Raw genomic sequence first — 21,211 nt, 5'->3', positions numbered from 1 at the left:
ACATATAAAACTTTCACAAAAATTTCATCTAAAAATGGGGCTTCCCATTGTTTTTATCTTTAGTTTTACAGAAAAAATGTTTGACTTCAGTAATATGTTCAAAACTGAGGGCCCGGATGTTGTTTACACCTGGACAATCCCTGTGTTTGCTGCTATTATTTTTATAGAAATGGCTTACAGCCACTTTAATAAAGAAAAAATTTATGAAACTAAAGATGTAGCAACCAATGTCCTTTTTGCCCTTCTTAATTATGGGTTGGACATTATAATGAAAGGTTTTTCTTTATTTGTGATGATGTTTTTTTATCATCATCGTATTTTTGACTGGCAGGAAGGAATATGGTATTGGATTGCAGTTTTCCTTGCTCAGGATTTTGCCTATTATGTTCACCATTATGTAGACCATCATTCCCGTATGTTTTGGGCCGTACATATTACCCATCATAATTCCGATTATTTCAATATCAGTACTGGCTTCAGAAGTCCTGTATTTCAGCCGTTGTACAGATATTTATTTTTCTCGCCGCTGGCATTTATGGGGTTCCATCCGTGGCATATTTTAGTGGCTTACTCCGCGATCCAGATCTACGGTACATTTGTACATACCCAATCTATTAAAAGCATGGGATTTCTGGAATATATCCTGGTAACTCCTTCACATCACCGTGTACATCATGCCTGTAATATCAAATATCTTGACCGAAATATGGGAATGGGATTAATTATCTGGGATAAAATTTTCGGAACATTTGAAAAAGAAGACCCTGAAGTTCCTGTGAAATATGGCATCTATCCTAAAATGGAGTCTAAAGATCCGGCAACTACTCTATTCTATGAGTGGCGAAGAATAGGCAAAGATATCAGGCAGCCCGGAATTTCATTTAAAACCAGATTAAAATATCTTATTTATCCTCCGGGATGGAGACATGACGGCACCGGAAAAACGGTAAAACAATTTCAGAAGGAATATTTTGAGAAAGTAAAAAACAGAGTTCCTGTTAAGAAACAAGAACCGTCTCCCGAACCAGAATATGAATATTCAAGCAATTTAAGTCAGGCAGAAGATAAATAAAATCAATTGACGAATAAGGAAACATCTTTATTCCATTAAAAAGATAGCCCCGGCCATTGAAACAATGAACCGGGGTACCTTAGTGTTATTTTCAAATTACTTTACAGGTTTTATAGAAACCGCGAAACCGCCACTTCTTACCATTTTAAAGTTAATTTTTGACTTGCTCGTAATCTCTTTTTTGTAGATGTTATAGCTTTGAGGATTATCAATATAATCTGCATCTTTTCCATCTTCATAGATTGTTGCCTCATATTTCTTTCCTTTATCAAGAAATGAGAAATCTACACTGTATTCACGTTTGTTTTCATCGGTAATACCTCCTACAAACCAGTTTTCAGTACCTTTTGCTTTTCTGGCAGTGATCACATAATCTCCGGGTTCTGCCGATAAGATCTTCGTATCATCCCAATCTGCCGCAACATCTTTGATAAACTGGAAAGCATCCATATGCTTTTTGTAGTTTTCAGGAAGGTCTGCTGCCATCTGAAGAGGCATATACATCGTTACATATAATGCCAACTGTTTTGCCAGGGTAGTTTTTACAAAACGATTATCTCCAGGGAAATAATAATCTAACTTAGTCTGGAAAATCCCCGGCGTATAATCCATTGAACCTCCCATCCATCTTGTAAACGGAAGAACGGTCTGATGATCCGGTTTATTCCCTCCAAACGCTTCATATTCTGTACCACGGGCTGCTTCAGCAGAGATGTAGTTCGGATAGGTACGGCTTTCTCCTGTAGGACGTACAGATTCGTGAGAATTAACCATGATTTTATAATCGTTGGCCTTTTCAGCTATTCTGTAATAATGATTGATAGTCCATTGAGAATAATGATGCTCTCCTCTTGGGATAATATCTCCTACATATCCTGTTTTTACCGCATCGTAACCATATTTATTCATGGTCTGGAATGCTTTATCTGCCCATCTTTCATAGTTCGTTGCTGAACCGGATGTTTCATGGTGCATGATAAGCTTAATTCCTTTTGAATGAGCGTAATCATTTAACATTTTGATATCAAAATCCGGGTAAGGGGTAATGAAATCAAAAACATATTCTTTAGAATGCCCGAACCAGTCTTCCCAGCCAATATTCCAGCCTTCGATCAACAGACCCTGAAATCCGTTTTCTGCTGCGAAATCGATATATTCTTTCACCTTTGTATTATTGGCAGCGTGTTTACCGTTGGGAGTCAGTTTTGTAAAATCAGTTTTTCCCAGGTGAACGTTTTCTGCCGTAGAATACGCCCACTGTGATTTCCCGATGATCATTTCCCACCAAACACCCATATATTTTGTTGGATGAATGTAAGACGTATCCGTGTATTTTGTAGGTTCATTAAGGTTAAAAATCATTTTTGAATCCATCACCTCTTCTGCTTTCGGCGCTACGATGATGGTTCTCCAAGGGGTTACTGATGGGGTTTGAATATATCCTTTCGCTCCTTGTCTGTCCGCTGTTAAATGCGTTTTGAATTTAAAATTCTGCGCGTCTACTTCAAGATGAGAAGCCGGGTAATCTAATACTGCAGCTTCAGCAACGTTGATATATAGAGGATTTTTTCCTTCTTTTTTAAGCATCAACGGAGACTGAACAGCATTTTTCACCAAAGTCTGAGAGGCATTGGCATCGAACGCTTTATCCCATTTTGCAGGAATTTCAGAAACTTTTGTTTCCTGATACTGATATTCCTGAGAATCGTAATCTGCCACTATCCACCAGGCTTTCATATCGGTCGGAAAATCAATTTCTGAGTCTTCTTCTCTGATCACAAAATAGTTCAGATTTTTCTGTTGGGGGAACTCATACCTGAATCCCAGTCCATCATTAAACAATCTGAATTTTACTACAATACTTCTTTCTGTAGAAGCCTGATTCAGCGTCACTGCCAGTTCATTGTAGTTGTTGATATAGTTTTTCTTTTCTCCTAAAACCGGCTGCCATGTTTCGTTTTTGGAATCTCTTTTTTCATCAACCTTTGCAAAACCATTATTCAAATCGAATTTTGCATCTTCCGGTTTTGCTATTTCGGAAGCAAACTTTACGGCTGTGTCTTTAAATAATCTTAATCCTAATTTAGAATCTTCAACCACTACTGCCCCGTTGTATTTAAGGTTATAGTAAGGTACTCCTTCTTTTAACTGGAAACTCATTTCAAATTTCCCATCCGGAGATTTTAAAGATTGTGCTTTTACGCCTACAAACATCATTGAGAGCAAAAGAGCTCCAACTGTAATTTTCTTCATAATGACTATTTATTAACTTTAGTAAAATAAAACGCTGCCAAGAGCAGCGTTTCACTCTTTATATATTCTGTATTTTATTAGTATCCAGGGTTTTGGATCAGGTTAGGATTTGCAATAAGATCTCTTACCGGAATCGGGAAAAGGTTTCTGTAGCTATCTACTGCTTTTCCTTCTTTTACATTCCCTTTCCATGGCCATACATAGGCACCTGTAGTATACTTTCCGAACCTGATAAGATCTGATCTTCTTGTCATTTCCCAGGATAATTCTCTTGCTCTTTCGTCTAAGATAAAATCAAGGTTAATAGAAGTTACATTACCGCTGGTGTTTCCGTAAGCACGCTCTCTCAGCTTATTGACATATTCAATAGCCGTAGCCTGGCTACCTCCGCTTCCGCCTCTTAGCACAGCTTCTGCATACATCAGGTAAATATCACCCAAACGATATAAAGGAATATCAGCTTCTACCCAGTTATTATGAGCACCGGGAGAACCGTTACTTTTAATATTTTTATATTTGATAAAGGCATATCCATCGTTGAAAGAAGCAAGATCATTAATTTCCAGATTTTGTTTTGTGGTAAAAAATCTACCTCTTTTGTCACTTCCATCAGCCGGGAATAAACCTACAAATGATTTTGTAGTTCTCAAACCGGACCAACCACCGTTGATTCCGTAATCGGCAGCTTTCATTTCTCCACCAACAGCCGCGTGTACCAAATAAGTAGTACCACCGTTGGTTTGTGTATTAATTCCGTCAAAGTTTACACTTAAAATCTGTTCAGAATTGCTGACATTATTATCTGCTAAAAACAGATCTTCATATTTTGGTTTTAAAGAATATCCGGCTCCGATGACTTTGTTACAATACGTGATACAATCTGTATTTCTCTGGGTTCCCGTATAGACTTCAGCATTTAAATATAATCTTGCCAGCAAAGCCCACGCAGCGGCTTTATCTGCTCTTCCGTATTCGTTTGTTCGGGAATCTTTTAATTCACCTTCGATTGCTAAAAGTTCAGTTTCAATATATTTAAACAAATCCTTTCTTTCAATTCTGCTTGGCGGGTTCGGTGTTCCCGGAATATAAGTCTCGTCTACAAAAGGAACATTTCCAAACATATCCAACGCATGAACATACGATTGAGCTCTTAAGAAACGGGCTTCCGCTCTCATTAATTTTGCCTGAGTAAGGTTATCTCCGGTAATATTGTTTGTACCTAGCTTTTCATCCGTAACATTTCTTAAAAACTCATTACAATAAGCTATTTCCGTGTATATTCTGTAATACGTTGCTGCAATGAATTCGTTGGAAGCATCCCATGTCATTTTGTGTATGGTATGGAGGTTTCCATCATTCCAGCCGATTACGGCTTCATCTGTAGTTAGTACATTAAGGGTATACATCAATCTGGTGTATTGAGAAAACCCTCCATTGATCCCGTTAATATCACTATCCGGCTGATCTCCGTCACCGCTGATCTGTCCGCCCATGGCAAGACCACCGTACAGTTTTGCCAAAACATTCTTATAATTGGCAAAATCCTTATATATATTGTTTCCAATCTGATCTGTTATCGGTTCTCTTTCAAGATCCTTTAAACAGGAAGCTGCTGTTGTTAGCAAAAATGCAGCAGAAATTGGTAATACTATATTTTTAAGTCTAATTTTATTAAATCTCATCTTACTTTTATTTAAAATTGAAAGTTAAAGCCTATAGAATAAATTTTAGGCATCTGATAATATCCGTTGTCTATTCCGCCATATACTTCAGGATCTAAGCCTGAATATTTTGAGATCACAAAAACATTCTGTGCCATACCATATACTTTCAGATTACTTCCTTTTGAGAAAACTTCCCCGAAATTATATCCGATATTGATATTATCCAATCTGAAAAACGATGCGTTTTCTACATAAATATCTGATCTGTACTGGAAATCGGAGAACTTATAATCAGCAGCTGATGAAAATACGTTCTGTAAATATTCGTTGGTAGAAGCAGACTTTAAAGAACTATTGGATGCTGCATTATTATAAACATAATTACCTAATACTGCTCTTGCACTTAATGCAAAATCCCAGTTTTTGTGAGATAATTTGGTTGAAAAACCTAGAATAGCGTCAGGAGTAGTCGATTTGTAATAATACATATCTTTTGTATTGATGACCCCATCTCCGTTTCTGTCTACATACCCTCCACTGATCGGGTTTCCACTTGCGTCATATGCCTGTTGATATACCCAGAATGAATTAGGAGCATATCCTACAGCATGTGCCTGAATTCTGTTTCCTGAACCTCCTTCAATTCCTCCTACTTCCATATTAAAGGATTCTCCTCCTCTGTCTTTCAATTTTGTAACGACTGGCTTATAGTGAGTTGCATTAAAGTTGACTTCCCAGGTTGTATTTTCATTTTTAACTGGTATCACAGTGATGCTTCCTTCAATCCCTTCATTCTTCATATCTCCGATATTCTGCCAGCTTGCGTTGCTTAAACCTCCAGCCGGTTCATCTGCAAACACCAACAAATCTTTGGTATCTTTTCTGAAAAGGTCAATAGATCCCGTTACTCTGTTTTTAGCAAAACCAAAATCTAACCCAATGTTTTTGGTAACGGTAGTTTCCCACGTAAGATTTGGATTGAAATTAGCAGGGCGGAACATATAATAATATTCATTTCCAAACTGATAATAAGCTCCGGGATTACTTGGGTTATAAGCCCCCAGTGCAGGATAATTATTCGGTTTGTTACCATTGACACCAAGTGCTGGCAATTCCTGTTGCCCGGTTTTACCCCATCCGGCTCTCAGTTTCAAAGTACTGATCGCTGAAATATTTTTAATGAAATTTTCTTCATTTAATTTCCAGGCTAAAGATAGCCCCGGGAATACACCCCATACGTTATCTCTGGTCAGGTTATAGAATCTGGAAGAACCGTCTCTACGGATAGATCCTGAAATGATGTATTTGTTAGCAATGGTAAAAATCGCTCTACCATAGAAAGAGATCAATGTATTTCGGCTTTCAAAATCCACATCTTTGGTATTATTACCAATTCCTCTGTTCGTAAGAGCACCGGGAATGATGATGTTAAAATCCTGATAAGAATATCCGGCTGTAAGATCTACTCCGGTATTAATGGCGGAAATATTTTTAGTATAATTAAAATAAGTTTCCAACAACTTATTTTTCTTTTCCATCGAATAGAAGTTCTCACTTCCTTTATCTTCGTAACCTATTCTATATCTGCCATCTTTTACTTTATGCCCCTCACTTTTGGTATAATCATATCCTGCGTTTACATTAAAATGCAAATCAGGAAGAAAGTGAAATTTATAGTCTAACTGAATATTTCCTAACCCTCTGGTTACAGAAGAAACATCGCGAAGACCATCGATCATTCCCATCGGATTTGAACTGGCATTCACATTATATCCGTTTGGAGAATTGCCATCCAGCCATTCATAATACCCTCCATATTTAGAATTTCCTGAATATACAGGCTGTGTAGGATCAAAGTAGGTAGCCGCTTTTATCACTCCCGGATCGACAAATCTATTGTCGGTGAAAGTTCCTTTTGCATTTACATTAACTGATAAATGGTTATCAAAGAATTTAGGATTCAAATTCAAACCTACAGAAGTTCTTCGGAATGAATTTGATCTTACAATACCATTCTGTTCGTTATATCCGATTGATAAACGGTAAGGTAATGCTTTAATACCTCCTGAGAAGGCCACATTATTATCCGTTCCCCACGCTGTTTGATAAATAACATCCTGCCAGTTGGTATTGGCATTTCCCAATTTAGTTTTATAACTGTCCGGAGCATAGGTGTTTACAAATTGTCTGAATTCATCAGCATTTAAAACATCGACATTGCCCATTTTTGTTGAAAGTGAAGTCACTGTTGAGAAGTTAACCTTAAATCTTCCGGCACTCCCTTTTTTGGTAGTAATCAAAATTACCCCGTTAGAAGCTCTGTTACCGTAGATTGCTGTTGCGGAAGCATCTTTCAGGATATCAAATGTTTCAATATCATTAGGGTTAATTAATGATAATGGGTCAGAAACACCATTTACACCTACAAAATCCTGAGGCACTCCATCAATAACAATCAATGGAGAGTTTTCTCCACCCAAAGACGATGTTCCTCTGATTCTGATTTTTGTTCCGGATCCCGGAGCTCCACTGTTGTTGGTAATCTGTACCCCGGGTGTTTTACCCTGGATCAATTGTCCGGCAGAAGTTGCCCCTCCATTGAAGTCTTTAGCCGTTACAGAAGTTATGGAACCGGTAAGGTCAGATTTTTTCTGTTTCCCGTACCCGATCAATACAACTTCTTCGATCTTCTTTTCTTTGGTGACAGAGTCTGTTGTCTGCGCATGCATTATTGTACTGGCCAATAAAAAAGCGGGCGCCACTTTTAATATCGTTGTAAAATTCTTCACAATCTTATTTTTAATATAGTTTCGTTTTGTACATTATTTTGGCATAAAGCCTGTGTCGCAATTTATAAAAAAAATAGAATTATCATAATTTTAATATAATTTAAGTTAAAATTCTGTATATTACGAAACGAAAATAGGTTAGTTCTTTAAAGTCCAATAATTTATTCGATAGTATGCTTTGCATAATATTATCTTACGTTTTAATAATTTGTTAAACATTTGTTTAACTTTATTTCATATTCAAGCCCGTAAAATTCACTAACTATCATAATAAGTCCACAAATAGCGGTATTCAACAGATAATCCTTATCTTTGCAGTTAAAACTTTACTATAAATGTCAAACAGAAAGATGATTACGGCAGCTTTGCCTTATGCAAACGGGCCGGTTCATATAGGGCATTTGGCAGGTGTTTATATTCCTGCGGATGTTTACGCAAGATTTCAGAGAAGATTAGGAAAAGATGTAGCGTTTATCTGTGGTTCAGATGAGCATGGGATTCCTATTACCATAAGAGCTAAAAAGGAAGGAGTAACTCCACAGGATATCGTTGACAAATACCACGAGATCATTAAGAAATCCTTTTCAGATCTTGGGATTTCATTTGATGAATATTCGAGAACAACTTCCAAAAAACATTATGAAACCAGTCAGGATTTTTTCAAGGTTTTATATGAAAAAGGGAAATTCACAGAAGAAATTTCTGAACAATATTTTGATGAGCAGGCAGGAGAATTCCTTGCTGACCGTTATATTGTAGGAACCTGCCCGAATTGTGGCAATGAAAATGCTTACGGAGATCAATGTGAAAAGTGTGGTTCTACCCTTTCGCCGTCAGAACTGATCAATCCGAAATCAATGCTAAGTGGAAATGTTCCTATTTTAAAAGAAACAAAAAACTGGTATCTTCCTTTAAATGAGTATGAGGACTTTTTAAATGAATGGATCATTGAAGGCCATAAAGATGACTGGAAACCCAACGTTTACGGACAGGTTAAATCATGGTTAAATGATGGTTTAAAGCCAAGGGCCATGACCAGAGACCTGAACTGGGGAGTTCCTGTTCCACTTCCGAATGCAGAAGGAAAAGTTCTTTATGTATGGTTTGATGCCCCTATCGGGTACATTTCTTTTACAAAAGAATGGGCTGAGAAAAACGGAAAAGACTGGAAAGATTACTGGCAAAGTGAAAACAGCGATCTGGTACATTTTATCGGAAAGGATAATATTGTATTCCACTGTATTATTTTCCCTGCGATGATGAAAGCGCATGGAGACTATATTATGCCAGCGAATGTTCCGGCATTTGAATTCCTGAATCTTGAGAACGATAAAATTTCAACGTCAAGAAACTGGGCAGTATGGGCTCATGAATATGTACAAGACTTCCCTGGTCAACAGGATGTTTTAAGATATGCTCTTCTTTCTTCGGCTCCAGAAACAAAGGATAATAACTTTACTTGGAAGGATTTCCAGACGAAGAATAATTCTGAATTGGTAGGTATCTTTGGAAACTTCATCAACAGAGTTGCCGTTCTTATTCATAAATATTATGATGGAGTTGTTCCACAAGGAGACGTAGATAGTCCTGAATTAAAGGAAATCAACAAAGCTGCAAAAGAGATTTCAGGATTCCTTGAAAATTATGAATTCAGAAACGCTTTAACGGCCTTGATGAATCTTGCTCGTTTTGGAAACCAGTATCTTCAGACAGAAGAGCCTTGGAAAACAATAAAGGATAATCCTGAAAAGGCAGCACAATCTCTGTTTGTTGGCGCTCAGATTGCAGTAGCATTAGCTCAGTTATGTGAACCATTTATCCCTTTCAGTTCTGAAAAGTTATTGAATATGTTCAATGTTGAAAAGAAAACCTGGAACGAAGTTGAAACACAATCTGTTTTAATTGAAACCGGTCACAAAATCAACGAAGCATTTCTTCTTTTCTCAAAAATTGAAGATAATGTAATTGAAGCTCAGATTCAAAAATTAGAAGACACTAAACAAAACAATAAAAAGACAAACCCTAACGCGAACCCAATGAAAGAAGAGATCACTTTTGATGATTTTACTAAAATAGACCTTAGAACAGCAACCATTGTAGAGGCTGAGAAAGTAGAAAAAGCAGATAAATTATTAAAACTGACTGTAGATACAGGAGTAGATGTAAGAACTGTGGTTTCAGGGATTGCCGAAAGCTTTACTCCGGAAGAAGTAATTGGTAAGCAGGTGATGATTTTATTAAACCTTGCCCCAAGAAAAATCAGAGGAATTGAATCTCAGGGAATGTTGTTACTGACAACTAAGCCAGACGGAAAATTATCTTTCGTAACACCGGACGACAGCAATGTTGAAAACGGGATTGAGATCGGATAATTAAAATCCTTATAAAGATCACAGGCTGTTTCACTAGAAGCAGCCTTTCTTTTATATACAGCTTATGGTCAGTAAAAATGTTTTAAGAAAGCTTTCCAATCAGGAATTAGAGAGCTATTTGAAAGAAGGCAACCGCTTTGTTCCGGAAGCCGTTCAGATTGCTTTTGAAATTCTGGAAGAAAGAGGACGTATTTTCAGTGAACAGGAAAAAACAGCCCTTCAGCAATTGATTCAGAATAAAAAAGAAGAAGAGGTAGCAAAACGTATAGAAGAGGTAGAAGTCTGGAAAGACCATATCACAGAAGATCCGGAGGCTGTTAAGCTTTATTCTCGAAGGACTATTTTTGTCAGTTCCGTTTTTTTCTCTCCGATTCCGGGGTCTATTTTATTGTTCCTTAATTTAGTCAAACTAAAAAAATACCTTGCAAGCTTCTTAGCACTGGCATTTGGTTTTCTTTTTTTTATGTTTCAAAAATATGTTCTGGCTTCCCATTTTGACTTTGGCACCACTTCCAGATACAGTCCCGAAATTGGAGTCATTGCAGTAGGTGCTTTGGGTTTACTTGTCATCAGCGTTTTGGCAACTCCAAAAAAACTTCCTTACCGTGCAGAATCCTATATCCTTCCAGTGATTTTATGTGCCGGAACTGCTGTTCTGATGTATTTTTATTTTCAGGAATGGTTTTCTTTCTATCCGTTTGCAAGAGCTATCCATCTGTTCAGACAATAATAAGGAGCTGATTCCCGCTATCCACTTTTACTCCTCGCGCCGAACTTTCACCCTGAAGAGTGTCCATCCTATGCTGCGGGGTAACCGTTTCTATCGGGGCTAGGAAGAGGTCCCAAAAACAAAAATTGCCATCCTTTTTACAGAATGACAATCTATTATTTGTTGAGATTGCTTCGCTTTCAGCTCGCAATGACACTATAAATTATTTCTTAGTGAGCTTTGCCAAGTATGAATCCTCATCTTTCAAAACTCTTTCTATTTTGACGCCATTATTTTCAGCCGCATTTTTCAAAGTATTGAAATCAAGGTACAGCCAGGTAATCGGTTCTTCAGATTCTCCTTTATAATGAACTGTGTAATCAAGTTCTCCGTAATATCCTCCTGCAGGAATATACACTCCGCCATCTTCATCACGATCAAACATATAAAGGATATCTGTACTATCGATTAAGATCTGCCCGTTATCATTTAGTAAGGTATATAGCTTTTTAAGATAGGTATCAATTTTTGGAAGACTTTCAAAGATACCTGTCCCGTTCATCAACAACAAAATGGTATCAAAAGTTTCTTCTGAAAAATCAAGAATATTTGAACAAATTGCCCTTTTAATCCCTCTTAATTTGCAAATTTCAATGGATTTTGGCGAAATATCCAATGCCAGAACATCAAGATTCCTTTCATTCTGTAGGTACAATGCATGAGAACCGGCACCCGCTCCGATATCCAGGGTTTTTCCTTCAGATAGCTGCAAGGCTTTTTGTTCTATCTCATTCATTTCATCAAAATCTCTGAACAAATAATCTACAGGAAGTTCATCCAGTTCGGAAATCGAGGTTTCAGTCTGCAAATCTTCAGGATTCTCGTTGTGATAATAATCCCAGATTGCTCTGCCCATTAAATCTTTCATAATAATTTTCAAAGGTACAAAGATACTGCTTAAGGGTTCAAAGTTCAAAAGTTACCTTTTAAAGTTGACTACATTATTCATCGCTATTATTAACTCCACTATTATTTTGAATTTTGCCTAAAATCAGAGAAATTCACAGCAATAATAAAAGCGGGCTTCCTTTGACTATGCTAAGAATATGCCCGCTCCTATTGAATCTTAATAGAATTTTTATTTAATATTGATCCTTATTTTACTTTCCGTTTCTAAAAATCAAATGTATAAGACAAATTAAATGTTCTTCCTCTTCCTTTGTAGTTAAACAATTCCGGTAGTCCGTACGAAGAATATAAAACCTGAGACCGTTTACTCCATATCGTTTGATAATCAGTATTGAACAGGTTCTGGATTCCTAAGTTAAATTTCCCCCAGTGAAAACGATACCCAACCATCAGGTCAGAAGTATTATACCCGTCAATGACGTTATTAAGCTCATCTGTCAATTTGAAATTCTGAAGCGACTGGAATCTGAAAGACCAGTTCTGGATATTATATCCAATATACGTCACTAATTTTGATGGTGAAGCATTATAAATTTCCTGTTTCTTCCACTCCCCATTATTATCCACTTCAGATTTGATTAAAAGTCCACTTGCTCCGAAATAAACGCCATTGTTCATCGAATAAGAAACCTCGGCTTCGATACCCATATTTCTTAATTTCAAATCATTAACAAGAATCTGGAAGGTCTTTTTATCTACAGTCACACTTTTGTCCGAACTGCTTAGGAAACCGGCAATCTGAGCTCTTAATCCTCCTTTATTAACACGATACCCTACTTCAAACTGATTGGTTTTGATCGCCTGCAAAGGTTGATCTTTTACATTGATACTGGATACTACGTCCCAGTTTGTCCCATTAATGGCATACTTCCCGATTCCGTAATATTTAGCCGGATCCGCCAAACTTGCTCCCTGGGAAAACGTTCCCCAAACCTGATGTTGCTCATTGATCTTATACAACAACCCGGCATTGGCCAAAGTCACGTTATAAGAGCTTTTACCACCGGGAATGGCAGATGCTGACTGCAGATAACCCATTGCTACCTGTGTCTGCTGCTCGGATCCTACAAAATCGTCCATTTTAACAGTGATGTTCTGATAACGAACGCCAGCGTTGATCTGTAGTTTTGGGATGATATTATATTTTGCCTGAACATAACCTGCGTAACTTTGGGAATTATTCGTGGGATATCTGCCGAGTCTGTATTGAGTCTCATTGATCAATCCACCACTAGACATGGTTTTGGCAATATTATATACAGACTGATTTCCTTCAAATCTTTCAAAATCGATATCTGCACCATAAGTAACGTTCAGTCCGCGCCAGGATTTGGATAACAAAGCCTTGATCCCGGAATAATAAGTATCCTGCTGTGAAGAAGACATGTAAGCCACTTTTTGACTATTTTGTAAGGTTACATTTCCGGGAAAAGGATAAAATCCCAGTTTTTCACCTCGGGTAGCGAATTGTACATACAAATCCTGGCCACCTAAAATTCCGTTTCCGGTATAGGCAACCGTTCCCATATAACGTTCCGTACCTACATTTTTGTCGGAATAGAATCCGTCTCTCATTTCCAGCAAACTTGCATTTTTGGTCGTAAAGGCACTTAGATTCTGACCTAAAAACAAGCTTCGGTCTCCATTGAACTTGGAATTATAATATTGAAGTGAAGCGGTTATTTTATGTTTGTTATTAAACTGATATCCTCCCGTAGCTAAGATGTCGATTGATTGATTATACTGAAGGTCAGTTTGAGTAATATCTGTAAAAAGTTGTTTTTCATCTGCCCCATAAGCACCACCATTCTGTTGGTAAGCAATCCCGAGTCTTCCAAAGAACTTCTCTCCTTTTCCGGCAATAGATTGTGCAGCACGGAAGTCATGGTCGTCTTTTCCCATAAAACCTGTACGTACTCCTAATTCTGTTTCCCCACTGATTCCTTTTTTGGAAGGTGTTTTGGTGATAATATTGATAATTCCACCTGTTGCATTTCCTCCATAGATAGAGCTGGCTCCGGAAAGAACTTCAATTCTTTCGATATTAAAAGGATCGATAGCATCCAGCTGTCGGCTGATGGCACGAATACTGTTCAAAGAAACTCCGTCAATCATAACCAGAGCAGAACGTCCTCTCATATTCTGTCCGTAATTGGTTCTTCCCTGAGGGCCAATATCCATACTCGGAATTAAAATAGAAAGCATTTCTTTAATCGGAACTCCACTTTTGGCTTGTTCCTGGATTTTTTCTTTCTGCACAACCCAGACTGTACCTGGAATTTCTGAAATTTTTGTCGGTTTTCTTGAAGCTACGATAACCACGTCTTCAATACCTTTAGAGGTTATAGAATCTTTTGTTGTCTGGGAAAACATCAATCCCGATGCCAACAGACCTATGAATGCACACTGCTTTTTCATTCTTTCTACTCAGAGTTTTTATAATTCCGCAAAGGTAATTCTTATTTAGAACCAATAAAAACAATAAGGGATGAAATTTTTCATAGTTTTGATTTAAAAGTTGGAAGCCGCCGGGTGGCATCTAATTTTCTTCTTTATTCTTTACAAAAGCGTAAAATCCCAGCCCTATCAATAAGGACCAGGATTTTACTAGTGAAAAACAAGGTATCTTTACATCGCAGGTCCTGCTGCGTCTTTTATTTCTTCTAATAATTTTTTACGTTCACGAAGTCTTCTTCTGGCAATCACCGATTTACCACCCAACACTCTTACAAATCTGAAATATTGGAATCGTTTTGCACCGAAATGATGGGTAATCACATAGATCAACACGCCAAAACCAACCAGGGTAATATACCCGAATATTTTTTTAGTTGCGATGATAATCGCATTCAGCTGTATGGCTTTCATATTGGCTGCAACATTCTGAGGAGTAACCGTCATGCCATCCATATAAACCGCCAGATCTCCTATTGCAGTAACCTGGAAACGGTATTGAAACCATGAATACAGCGTTGAAAAAATACCAACTGCCAGGAAAGTTCTCCATACCAGTACCAATCCGATTGCTGCCAGCATTTCATCCATTTCAAGTTTATCTAAAGTATAGAACCACACGGAAATAAATAATGAACACATTCCGTAGCCTTTTAAAAACATAGGAAGGTACCAATTGTCGTAGCTGAATTCCAAAACCATAGAAAAATACATGATCATGGCATATCCTATCATTGCTGCAAAACCGGAAAAAATATACATTTTCAGAGGTTTTTCTTTTTTAAACCAAAATACCGCAATAACTCCTGCTAAAATGATCCCGGGAATCATCAGTAGGTTCAGCCTGGCATTTGTCACCTGATCGTATCCCAGAACTCCGACAGCAAAAGTAGTCTGAAGTGAAGCTGTACCTAAAAACATTCCCAACCAAAACAACATAAACAAACCATGCTGTACATTATTTTTAGTGAAAATTTTGAATGATAGGTATGGTCTTTTTAAGGTTAACTGACGAATAGAAAGCAATGCAAAACTTACAAAAGCAGCAATACTTGCATTGATAATATTCTTAGAATTCAACCAGTCCTGCTGCCTTCCAAAGGAATAGACATATGCTGAAAACATAAAAGTTGATACGAAAAGTAAGATGCTCAACCAATCGATATAATGCAACGGAACTTTCAGGGCAAAGTATTTATTATGCATAAAAATCCAGTGTATCAGTGCCAAAATAAAGCATAAAACCGAAATAAGAATGTAAAAATGCTGCCAATTGTATAGAAGAGCAAAGTCTGCTGCATAGTAAGCGGCCACTTGATTCATTACCAGAACAAATGTGTAGAACAAGCCGTAAAACATTCCGCGGTTTCCGATCATCACCATCAATGGTAAGAACAATTCTATGGTGACCATCATTTTCATAAATCCGATCAATAAAGAGGTAGATACGAAAATCATAGGTTGTAAGGTTGTTGCATTAATGTAGCTTAACAAACCTAAAAGCACCAACAGCAGTACCATCTTATTTCGTACTTTAAATCTCATTTTAATTCTTAGAACGACCGGCATACAAGCACCCATTCCGATGGTAGTAGCATAATTGGCCCACATAAAATATTCTGTCAACCCTCCGGTACTTCCTACCAAATAGCTGATATTCCCGGTAAATACCCCACCAATAGGCATCACTACGGCAAGTAGCAGTACTATCAGCAGAAGCTGTACGGGTTTGGGTACCCAATCGTTATATAATCCTTTGTTGTACATGATTTTTTTAGATAATAGATTTCAGATATCAGATAACAGACTTTTTATAATCATCTTCAGTTTTCATGCCCAGCATTGAGTCTGAAACCTGATATCTTCTATCTTTAGTCTTATTTAATATTTACATTCATGTTCATTCCTGCACTTAGTTTATCCAGATTCTCTTTTTTATTGGAAGCTGTAAATTCTATTCTTACGGGAATTCTTTGCTGAACTTTAATGAAGTTACCGGTAGAGTTATCTGTTGGTACACTTGAATATCTTGATCCCGTCGCCGCGGAAATAGCAGTTACCACTCCTTCAAACTGCTGACCGCCCAATGCGTCGGCTGTCATCATCATTTTTTCTCCCACTTTAATATTAGGCATCTGACCTTCAAGAAAGTTGGCAGTTACCCATTTCTGACCGTTTAAAACAATAGTAGCGACCTGTTGTCCCGGCTGGATCAGCTGACCTTCAGAAATCGTTCTTCTTCCCATCACACCATCATAAGGAGCTGTAATAACTGTATAGGAAAGGTTTATTTTTGCCATATCCAAAGCAGATTTTGTTCTTTTGATCTCTGCATCATTGATTCCCAATCTGCTTTTTACTTCAGTTGTAGAAAGGTTAGCCGACTGTTTCTGGTTCACTAAGGTTTCATAAGCTGCTTTCTGGGCATCATATTCAGTTTTTACCTGATCATATTGTTGTCTTGTAACGGCTTCTGCCGACAATAGATTTTTGTAACGGTTTAAGTTCTGTTCAGCGTTCCAAAGTCTGGCTTTTGCTCCAGCAATATTGGATTCCATTACGTTGATATTATTGGAAACTGTATTCACGGAAGAGCCGGTTGCTGTTTTCTGAGCTATTGCATTTTGGTAAGCCGCTTCAGACTGTCCCAACTGTGTTAAGATCTCGCGATTATCAAGGATAACCAAGGTATCTCCTTTTTTTACTCTTTGGTGTTCAATGAATTTTATTTCTTTTATATAAGCTGAAACTCTTGTATTAATTGGGTTGATGAATTCTTCCACCTGTGCAGCTTCTGTGTAGGTTTTACTTCCGATATGAAAATATTCACGTACCAGCCAGAATAATCCGAAACCGATCACCAGAAAAACGATGATGTTTGAGATAATGGCTCTGATTTTATTGGTCTTATTTTTCTTTTTATTGCCTTCTCCACTTGTTTTCACCGGAGTTGGTGTTGTATTTTGAGTTTGTTCCTTGTTTTCCATTGTGTTGATTTTCAGTTTAAAAAATTAAAGTGTCCCTGTAGATTTCAAAAGGTTATAATACTGATACAAAACATTGATTTCTGCATTGGCATAATCAAGCTCTGATTGCAGCTTCTGGTTCTGGGCATCAATCATTTCCGCCTGTACAGCCAGTTGATTCAGATATTTGGCTTCCGTAATTTTGTAGTTTTCTTCCGCCAGCCTTTTGGAATCATTGAGAATATCCGCCTGTTGAATAGCTTCCTGATACTTTGTATAAGCTGCATTCACTCCCATGTCTACATTTTGCTGTACTAAAGTCATAGCATCATTGGCCTGATTTTTCTGAAGTTCTCCTAGCTTTACTTTTTCTTTTGTTTTGTAAAGGTTATCGATATTGTAGCTTAAAGAAACTCCGGTTTGCCATCCACCTGAATACATATCCAGAACAGGGTTTCTTGTAGTGATGGGTCTTTGCAGTGTATATCCTCCAAATCCTGCTACGGTAGGCATATTATCAGTTTTTATAATTTCAATATTTTTATCTGCAACATCAATATTCTTTTTGGCAGATTTCAGAACCGGATTGCTGTCATGGGCCATGTTCATATAATAATCCATTCCGATTCCTGCTTCTTTATTGTCTAAACTTTCTGTAGGAACAATTTCCGTATCAGAGGATAAACCCAAAGCAATATTTAAATTATAGTTAAGGATTTTTCTATTATTCGTTAATGTCAGAATTCCCTGATCCAGGTTTTTAATGGCCAACTCACCACGAATCACTTCATTTCGTGTTATCATACCCTGCTGATAGAACTTTTGAACATTTTTAAGACGTTCTTCCGCCAGTTTTTTATTGTTTTGAAAAACTTCTTCCTGGTTCATAATTTTATAAACATCGAGATAGTTTGAAATCACTAAAAATTTCACATCCTGCTTATTTTTTTCCAGATCAAGCTCAGAAAGCTGCTCACGAAGCCCTGCCATCTCAACAGACTTATTCACCAATCCTCCTTTGAAAATCAGTTGTGTTGCCTGTACTGCGTACGAACTTCCATAGTGAGGCATCGGAACTCTGGTAGAGTTTGAAAAGTCTTTGTCTATTGCTACGGCATCTCCCAGATAAAACTGGCTTGTAGAAGCTGTAATGGTGGGAAGTTTCTGAAGTTTTACAACATTCGTATTCTGCCTGGCAATATCTATATTCTGAGCAGAAACTTTTAATTGCTGGTGATTTCGGACTGCCAGTTCGGCAATCTCACCTGCAGTAAGCTGTTTGATTTGTTGCGAAAATAACAGCGCAGGAAAAGCTGCTATCAATACAGATAGTGCTGTTTTTATTTTCTTTGTCATTTTACCTTGTTTTACGAATGCAAAGTTAGGTGAACAACAAAATCAATCAAATGTTTGATTTTTGGAAAAAGATGTTCAAATGTAGGATTTTAACTTTCGAACTGATGTCTGTACTGTGTAGGACTTACTTCAAGATGTTTTTTAAAAAAGTGAGAAAATGAGTATTGATCACTAAATCCGAGAATTGAAGAAACCTCCGAAACCGGTTTATTGGATGAGTTTAAAAGGACTTTGGCTTCATTAATCATAATCAAAGCAATGATATGGCTTGCCGACTTCCCTGTGATTGATTTCACAACGGAGGAAAGATGTCTGGTTGTAATCGACTGCCTCTCGGCATAAAACTCAACGGTTCTTTCCGTAAGGTGATGCTCTGCAAGATCTGTAAGAAATACAAAAACGATTTCTTCCTGTCTTGACATCTGGTTCATAGAATTATTGTCTTCTTTAGAAATAATTCCAGCCATCTGATAACAAAATACGGAGAAAAGATGCTCTACCATTTCTTTCTTGTATAACATTTCGGTTTCAGAATCGAGAATATACTTTAGAAAGTTGACGCTTTTCCAGACTACCTCCATTTCACTTTCGGGAAAAGGAACTCCTTTATTCATCTGTTGTCTGAAATAACGGTAAGTAATTAATCTATTGAATTTTAAAGATAGGGCTGAAATAAATTCTCTTTTATAAGAAACCATCCGCGATTGAAAATCATCGCTTACAGAAACCACTTCATAGATGGTTTGGGGATCGGTTACCATAAACATATTAGCCGAAACTTCAAGGTCACTGAAATGCTGCCTGAGTTTTATGGTTCCGGATTTAATAAAAATAAATGCCGGGTTATCCGGTCGAAAAGGTTTATCGACAGCGATTCTCTCAAAAATGTTACGTTGTGTAAAAATCTCAACTCCAAACTTTTCCAGGGCAGACATAACACAAATGTAAGCAAACTTATCACCGAATACAAAATTTTATTATTTTAGCAAATATCAAATTCCCTGACTATGAGAAAGGTTGATTTATTATTTGCAGAATACAGTAAGAGCCATAGAAATGCAATTAACAAGTTCATTCACTGGATTTGTGTTCCGTTGATTTTCTGGACTATTTTAGGCTTTGTATCTCTTATTCCGGCGCCTCATATCTGCATTTCATATTTTGGCTGTATCAGTATCGTAAGCCTGATCATTATTAGCCTTATTACTTTATTTTATGTAAGGCTTTCTTTATTAATCGGAGTAGTTATGATTGTTATTATGATACTGATGGAACATTCTATTTATATCAGTAATATTAATTTAGGCAATCAGTCCTGGATTTTGTACCTATCCGTTTTCATTATCACCTGGATTTTCCAGTTGATTGGCCATAAAATAGAGGGCAAAAAACCTACATTTCTTAAAGATCTTCAGTTTCTGTTAGTAGGTCCTATCTGGCTTTTAACCTATATTCTCAAAAAGGTGGGGATCAAATATTAACTTCACAAATCCATTTCTAAAAACAATTTTGAGGTATTGATCTGTCTGAGCATAGTTTTTGATGGTATTCATCAAAACTAACGTTTCATGAGAACACTACTGTTACCTTTATTTTTCATTACTCTAATTAACTGCAGTAAATCCGGTGGTGAAAAATATTCTGCCGATGCGGCAGTGTCAGAAATAATCACAGAGGATAAGGCTCTACCGCCACCTTCCTCTATTTCCGAAAAGCTTGCTGATAACAAAGCTTCCCCTAATTCTGAAATGAAAACAGATACCATATCGAGGAAAATCATCAAAAACGGAGATATGAGAATTCAGGTGGGTGAGATCAAAAAAGCCCAGGCTCAGGCAAATGAGATTTTAAAAAAGAACAATGCCTATATCCAAAAGGAAGAATTTCAAAATTCCGATCTGGATGAAAATCTTAATCTGACAATTCGTGTTCCTCATAAAAACTTTGATGCCTTAGTCAATTCATTTTCCGATGGAATCGGCTCTGTTCTCTCAAAAAATATTTCTTCTGACGATGTCACTGAAGAATACACTGATATTTCTATCAAATTAGCAAATAAGAAACTGTATCTTGAAAAGTACCGGGATATGTTGAAAGGTGCAGCTACGACAAAAGATATGCTGGAAATCCAGGAGAAAATCCGTGGGCTGGAAGATGAAATTGACGTTGCGGAAGGCAGACTTCGGTTTATTGACGACCGTGTGAATTACAGCACGTTGAATTTAAATTTATATAAAGAAAAGGTAAGAAGTTCAGCCACTTCTAAAATAGGTTTTGGAAGTCGTTTTATAGATTCTGTTACTGAAGGTTGGAACAGTTTTGTAAGCTTTATGCTGGGACTTATTTCCTTATGGCCTTTCTTTTTACTGATTCCTGTTTTGGTTTTTCTCTGGAGAAAATGGAAATCAAGGAGGAAAAAATAGAAATTCTGCTTTAGATGATACTTCAAATAATTTTATATAAAAATCCGGGCATCTTCGATGCCCGGATTTCTACTGCATTATCAACAATTCAATATCTTAAAAGATCCTCAACGACCTCCTGAATCTTGTTATTGTATATTTACCACAAAACAAGAATAGTGCAATACTCTAGTTAAGGGACTGT

At 37.1% G+C, this 21,211-nt stretch carries 14 protein-coding genes; 5 read left to right on the top strand and 9 right to left on the bottom strand.

Going from position 1 to position 21,211, the window contains the following annotated elements:
* Window positions 1-76 precede the first annotated feature (76 nt).
* Complete coding sequence (locus EG342_RS14465; protein ID WP_103293065.1) at window positions 77-1,072, top strand: sterol desaturase family protein; 996 nt, start codon at window positions 77-79, stop codon at window positions 1,070-1,072.
* 96 nt (window positions 1,073-1,168) lie between these two features.
* Here the strand turns inward: EG342_RS14465 and EG342_RS14460 are convergent, their stop codons facing one another.
* The 3 genes from EG342_RS14460 to EG342_RS14450 all read right to left on the bottom strand — a co-directional run bounded on the left by EG342_RS14460 (window position 1,169) and on the right by EG342_RS14450 (window position 7,778).
* Window positions 1,169-3,325, bottom strand: a complete 2,157-nt coding sequence (locus tag EG342_RS14460) for a glycoside hydrolase family 97 protein (protein WP_103292891.1) — start codon at window positions 3,323-3,325, stop codon at window positions 1,169-1,171.
* 77 nt (window positions 3,326-3,402) lie between these two features.
* Entirely contained in the window at window positions 3,403-5,007 is a 1,605-nt protein-coding gene (locus EG342_RS14455; protein ID WP_103292892.1) for a RagB/SusD family nutrient uptake outer membrane protein, read from the bottom strand.
* Window positions 5,008-5,018: 11 nt separating this feature from the next.
* On the bottom strand, window positions 5,019-7,778 hold the full coding sequence (locus EG342_RS14450) for a SusC/RagA family TonB-linked outer membrane protein (protein WP_103292893.1): 2,760 nt from the start codon (window positions 7,776-7,778) through the stop codon (window positions 5,019-5,021).
* A 335-nt stretch (window positions 7,779-8,113) separates the two neighbouring features.
* On the opposite strand from EG342_RS14450, the gene metG reads away from it, so the two are divergent.
* Window positions 8,114-10,150, top strand: coding sequence for a methionine--tRNA ligase (metG, locus tag EG342_RS14445; protein ID WP_103292894.1), 2,037 nt, complete (start codon window positions 8,114-8,116; stop codon window positions 10,148-10,150).
* Window positions 10,151-10,214: 64 nt separating this feature from the next.
* Entirely contained in the window at window positions 10,215-10,880 is a 666-nt protein-coding gene (locus tag EG342_RS14440; protein WP_103292895.1) for a hypothetical protein, read from the top strand.
* Window positions 10,881-11,082: 202 nt separating this feature from the next.
* Here the strand turns inward: EG342_RS14440 and EG342_RS14435 are convergent, their stop codons facing one another.
* From EG342_RS14435 to EG342_RS14410, 6 genes are all read right to left on the bottom strand, one after another.
* A complete protein-coding gene (locus tag EG342_RS14435) occupies window positions 11,083-11,787 on the bottom strand; it encodes a class I SAM-dependent methyltransferase (protein WP_103292896.1) in 705 nt (234 codons plus the stop codon).
* A gap of 245 nt (window positions 11,788-12,032) precedes the next feature.
* Window positions 12,033-14,246: a TonB-dependent receptor gene (locus tag EG342_RS14430; RefSeq protein WP_103292897.1), complete on the bottom strand. Its 2,214-nt coding sequence runs from the start codon at window positions 14,244-14,246 to the stop codon at window positions 12,033-12,035.
* A 210-nt stretch (window positions 14,247-14,456) separates the two neighbouring features.
* On the bottom strand, window positions 14,457-16,049 hold the full coding sequence (locus EG342_RS14425; RefSeq protein WP_103292898.1) for an MFS transporter: 1,593 nt from the start codon (window positions 16,047-16,049) through the stop codon (window positions 14,457-14,459).
* 110 nt (window positions 16,050-16,159) lie between these two features.
* Window positions 16,160-17,269: an HlyD family secretion protein gene (locus EG342_RS14420; RefSeq protein ID WP_103292899.1), complete on the bottom strand. Its 1,110-nt coding sequence runs from the start codon at window positions 17,267-17,269 to the stop codon at window positions 16,160-16,162.
* Window positions 17,270-17,293: 24 nt separating this feature from the next.
* On the bottom strand, window positions 17,294-18,604 hold the full coding sequence (locus tag EG342_RS14415; protein WP_103292900.1) for a TolC family protein: 1,311 nt from the start codon (window positions 18,602-18,604) through the stop codon (window positions 17,294-17,296).
* A gap of 89 nt (window positions 18,605-18,693) precedes the next feature.
* A complete protein-coding gene (locus tag EG342_RS14410) occupies window positions 18,694-19,539 on the bottom strand; it encodes a helix-turn-helix domain-containing protein (protein WP_103292901.1) in 846 nt (281 codons plus the stop codon).
* Between the two features lie 72 nt (window positions 19,540-19,611).
* On the opposite strand from EG342_RS14410, the gene EG342_RS14405 reads away from it, so the two are divergent.
* Together EG342_RS14405 and EG342_RS14400 are read left to right on the top strand one after the other, a co-directional pair.
* Entirely contained in the window at window positions 19,612-20,085 is a 474-nt protein-coding gene (locus tag EG342_RS14405; RefSeq protein ID WP_103292902.1) for an Mpo1 family 2-hydroxy fatty acid dioxygenase, read from the top strand.
* Between the two features lie 87 nt (window positions 20,086-20,172).
* Entirely contained in the window at window positions 20,173-21,027 is an 855-nt protein-coding gene (locus EG342_RS14400) for a DUF4349 domain-containing protein (protein ID WP_103292903.1), read from the top strand.
* Window positions 21,028-21,211 lie beyond the last annotated feature (184 nt).

The sequence above is a fragment of the Chryseobacterium lactis genome, from assembly GCF_003815875.1.
In the GTDB taxonomy this organism is placed as follows: domain Bacteria; phylum Bacteroidota; class Bacteroidia; order Flavobacteriales; family Weeksellaceae; genus Chryseobacterium; species Chryseobacterium lactis.
The sequence above is the reverse complement of the archived record's forward strand: the minus strand, read 5'-3'. Positions and strand labels throughout refer to the sequence as shown.

Coding starts and splice junctions, on each gene's coding strand:
- EG342_RS14400 (WP_103292903.1), top strand. CDS start 20,173: ATGAGAACACTACTGTTACCTTTATTTTTCATTACTCTAATTAACTGC.
- EG342_RS14455 (WP_103292892.1), bottom strand. CDS start 5,007: ATGAGATTTAATAAAATTAGACTTAAAAATATAGTATTACCAATTTCT.
- metG (WP_103292894.1), top strand. CDS start 8,114: ATGTCAAACAGAAAGATGATTACGGCAGCTTTGCCTTATGCAAACGGG.
- EG342_RS14435 (WP_103292896.1), bottom strand. CDS start 11,787: ATGAAAGATTTAATGGGCAGAGCAATCTGGGATTATTATCACAACGAG.
- EG342_RS14405 (WP_103292902.1), top strand. CDS start 19,612: ATGAGAAAGGTTGATTTATTATTTGCAGAATACAGTAAGAGCCATAGA.
- EG342_RS14410 (WP_103292901.1), bottom strand. CDS start 19,539: ATGTCTGCCCTGGAAAAGTTTGGAGTTGAGATTTTTACACAACGTAAC.
- EG342_RS14430 (WP_103292897.1), bottom strand. CDS start 14,246: ATGAAAAAGCAGTGTGCATTCATAGGTCTGTTGGCATCGGGATTGATG.
- EG342_RS14465 (WP_103293065.1), top strand. CDS start 77: ATGTTTGACTTCAGTAATATGTTCAAAACTGAGGGCCCGGATGTTGTT.
- EG342_RS14415 (WP_103292900.1), bottom strand. CDS start 18,604: ATGACAAAGAAAATAAAAACAGCACTATCTGTATTGATAGCAGCTTTT.
- EG342_RS14420 (WP_103292899.1), bottom strand. CDS start 17,269: ATGGAAAACAAGGAACAAACTCAAAATACAACACCAACTCCGGTGAAA.
- EG342_RS14440 (WP_103292895.1), top strand. CDS start 10,215: ATGGTCAGTAAAAATGTTTTAAGAAAGCTTTCCAATCAGGAATTAGAG.
- EG342_RS14460 (WP_103292891.1), bottom strand. CDS start 3,325: ATGAAGAAAATTACAGTTGGAGCTCTTTTGCTCTCAATGATGTTTGTA.
- EG342_RS14425 (WP_103292898.1), bottom strand. CDS start 16,049: ATGTACAACAAAGGATTATATAACGATTGGGTACCCAAACCCGTACAG.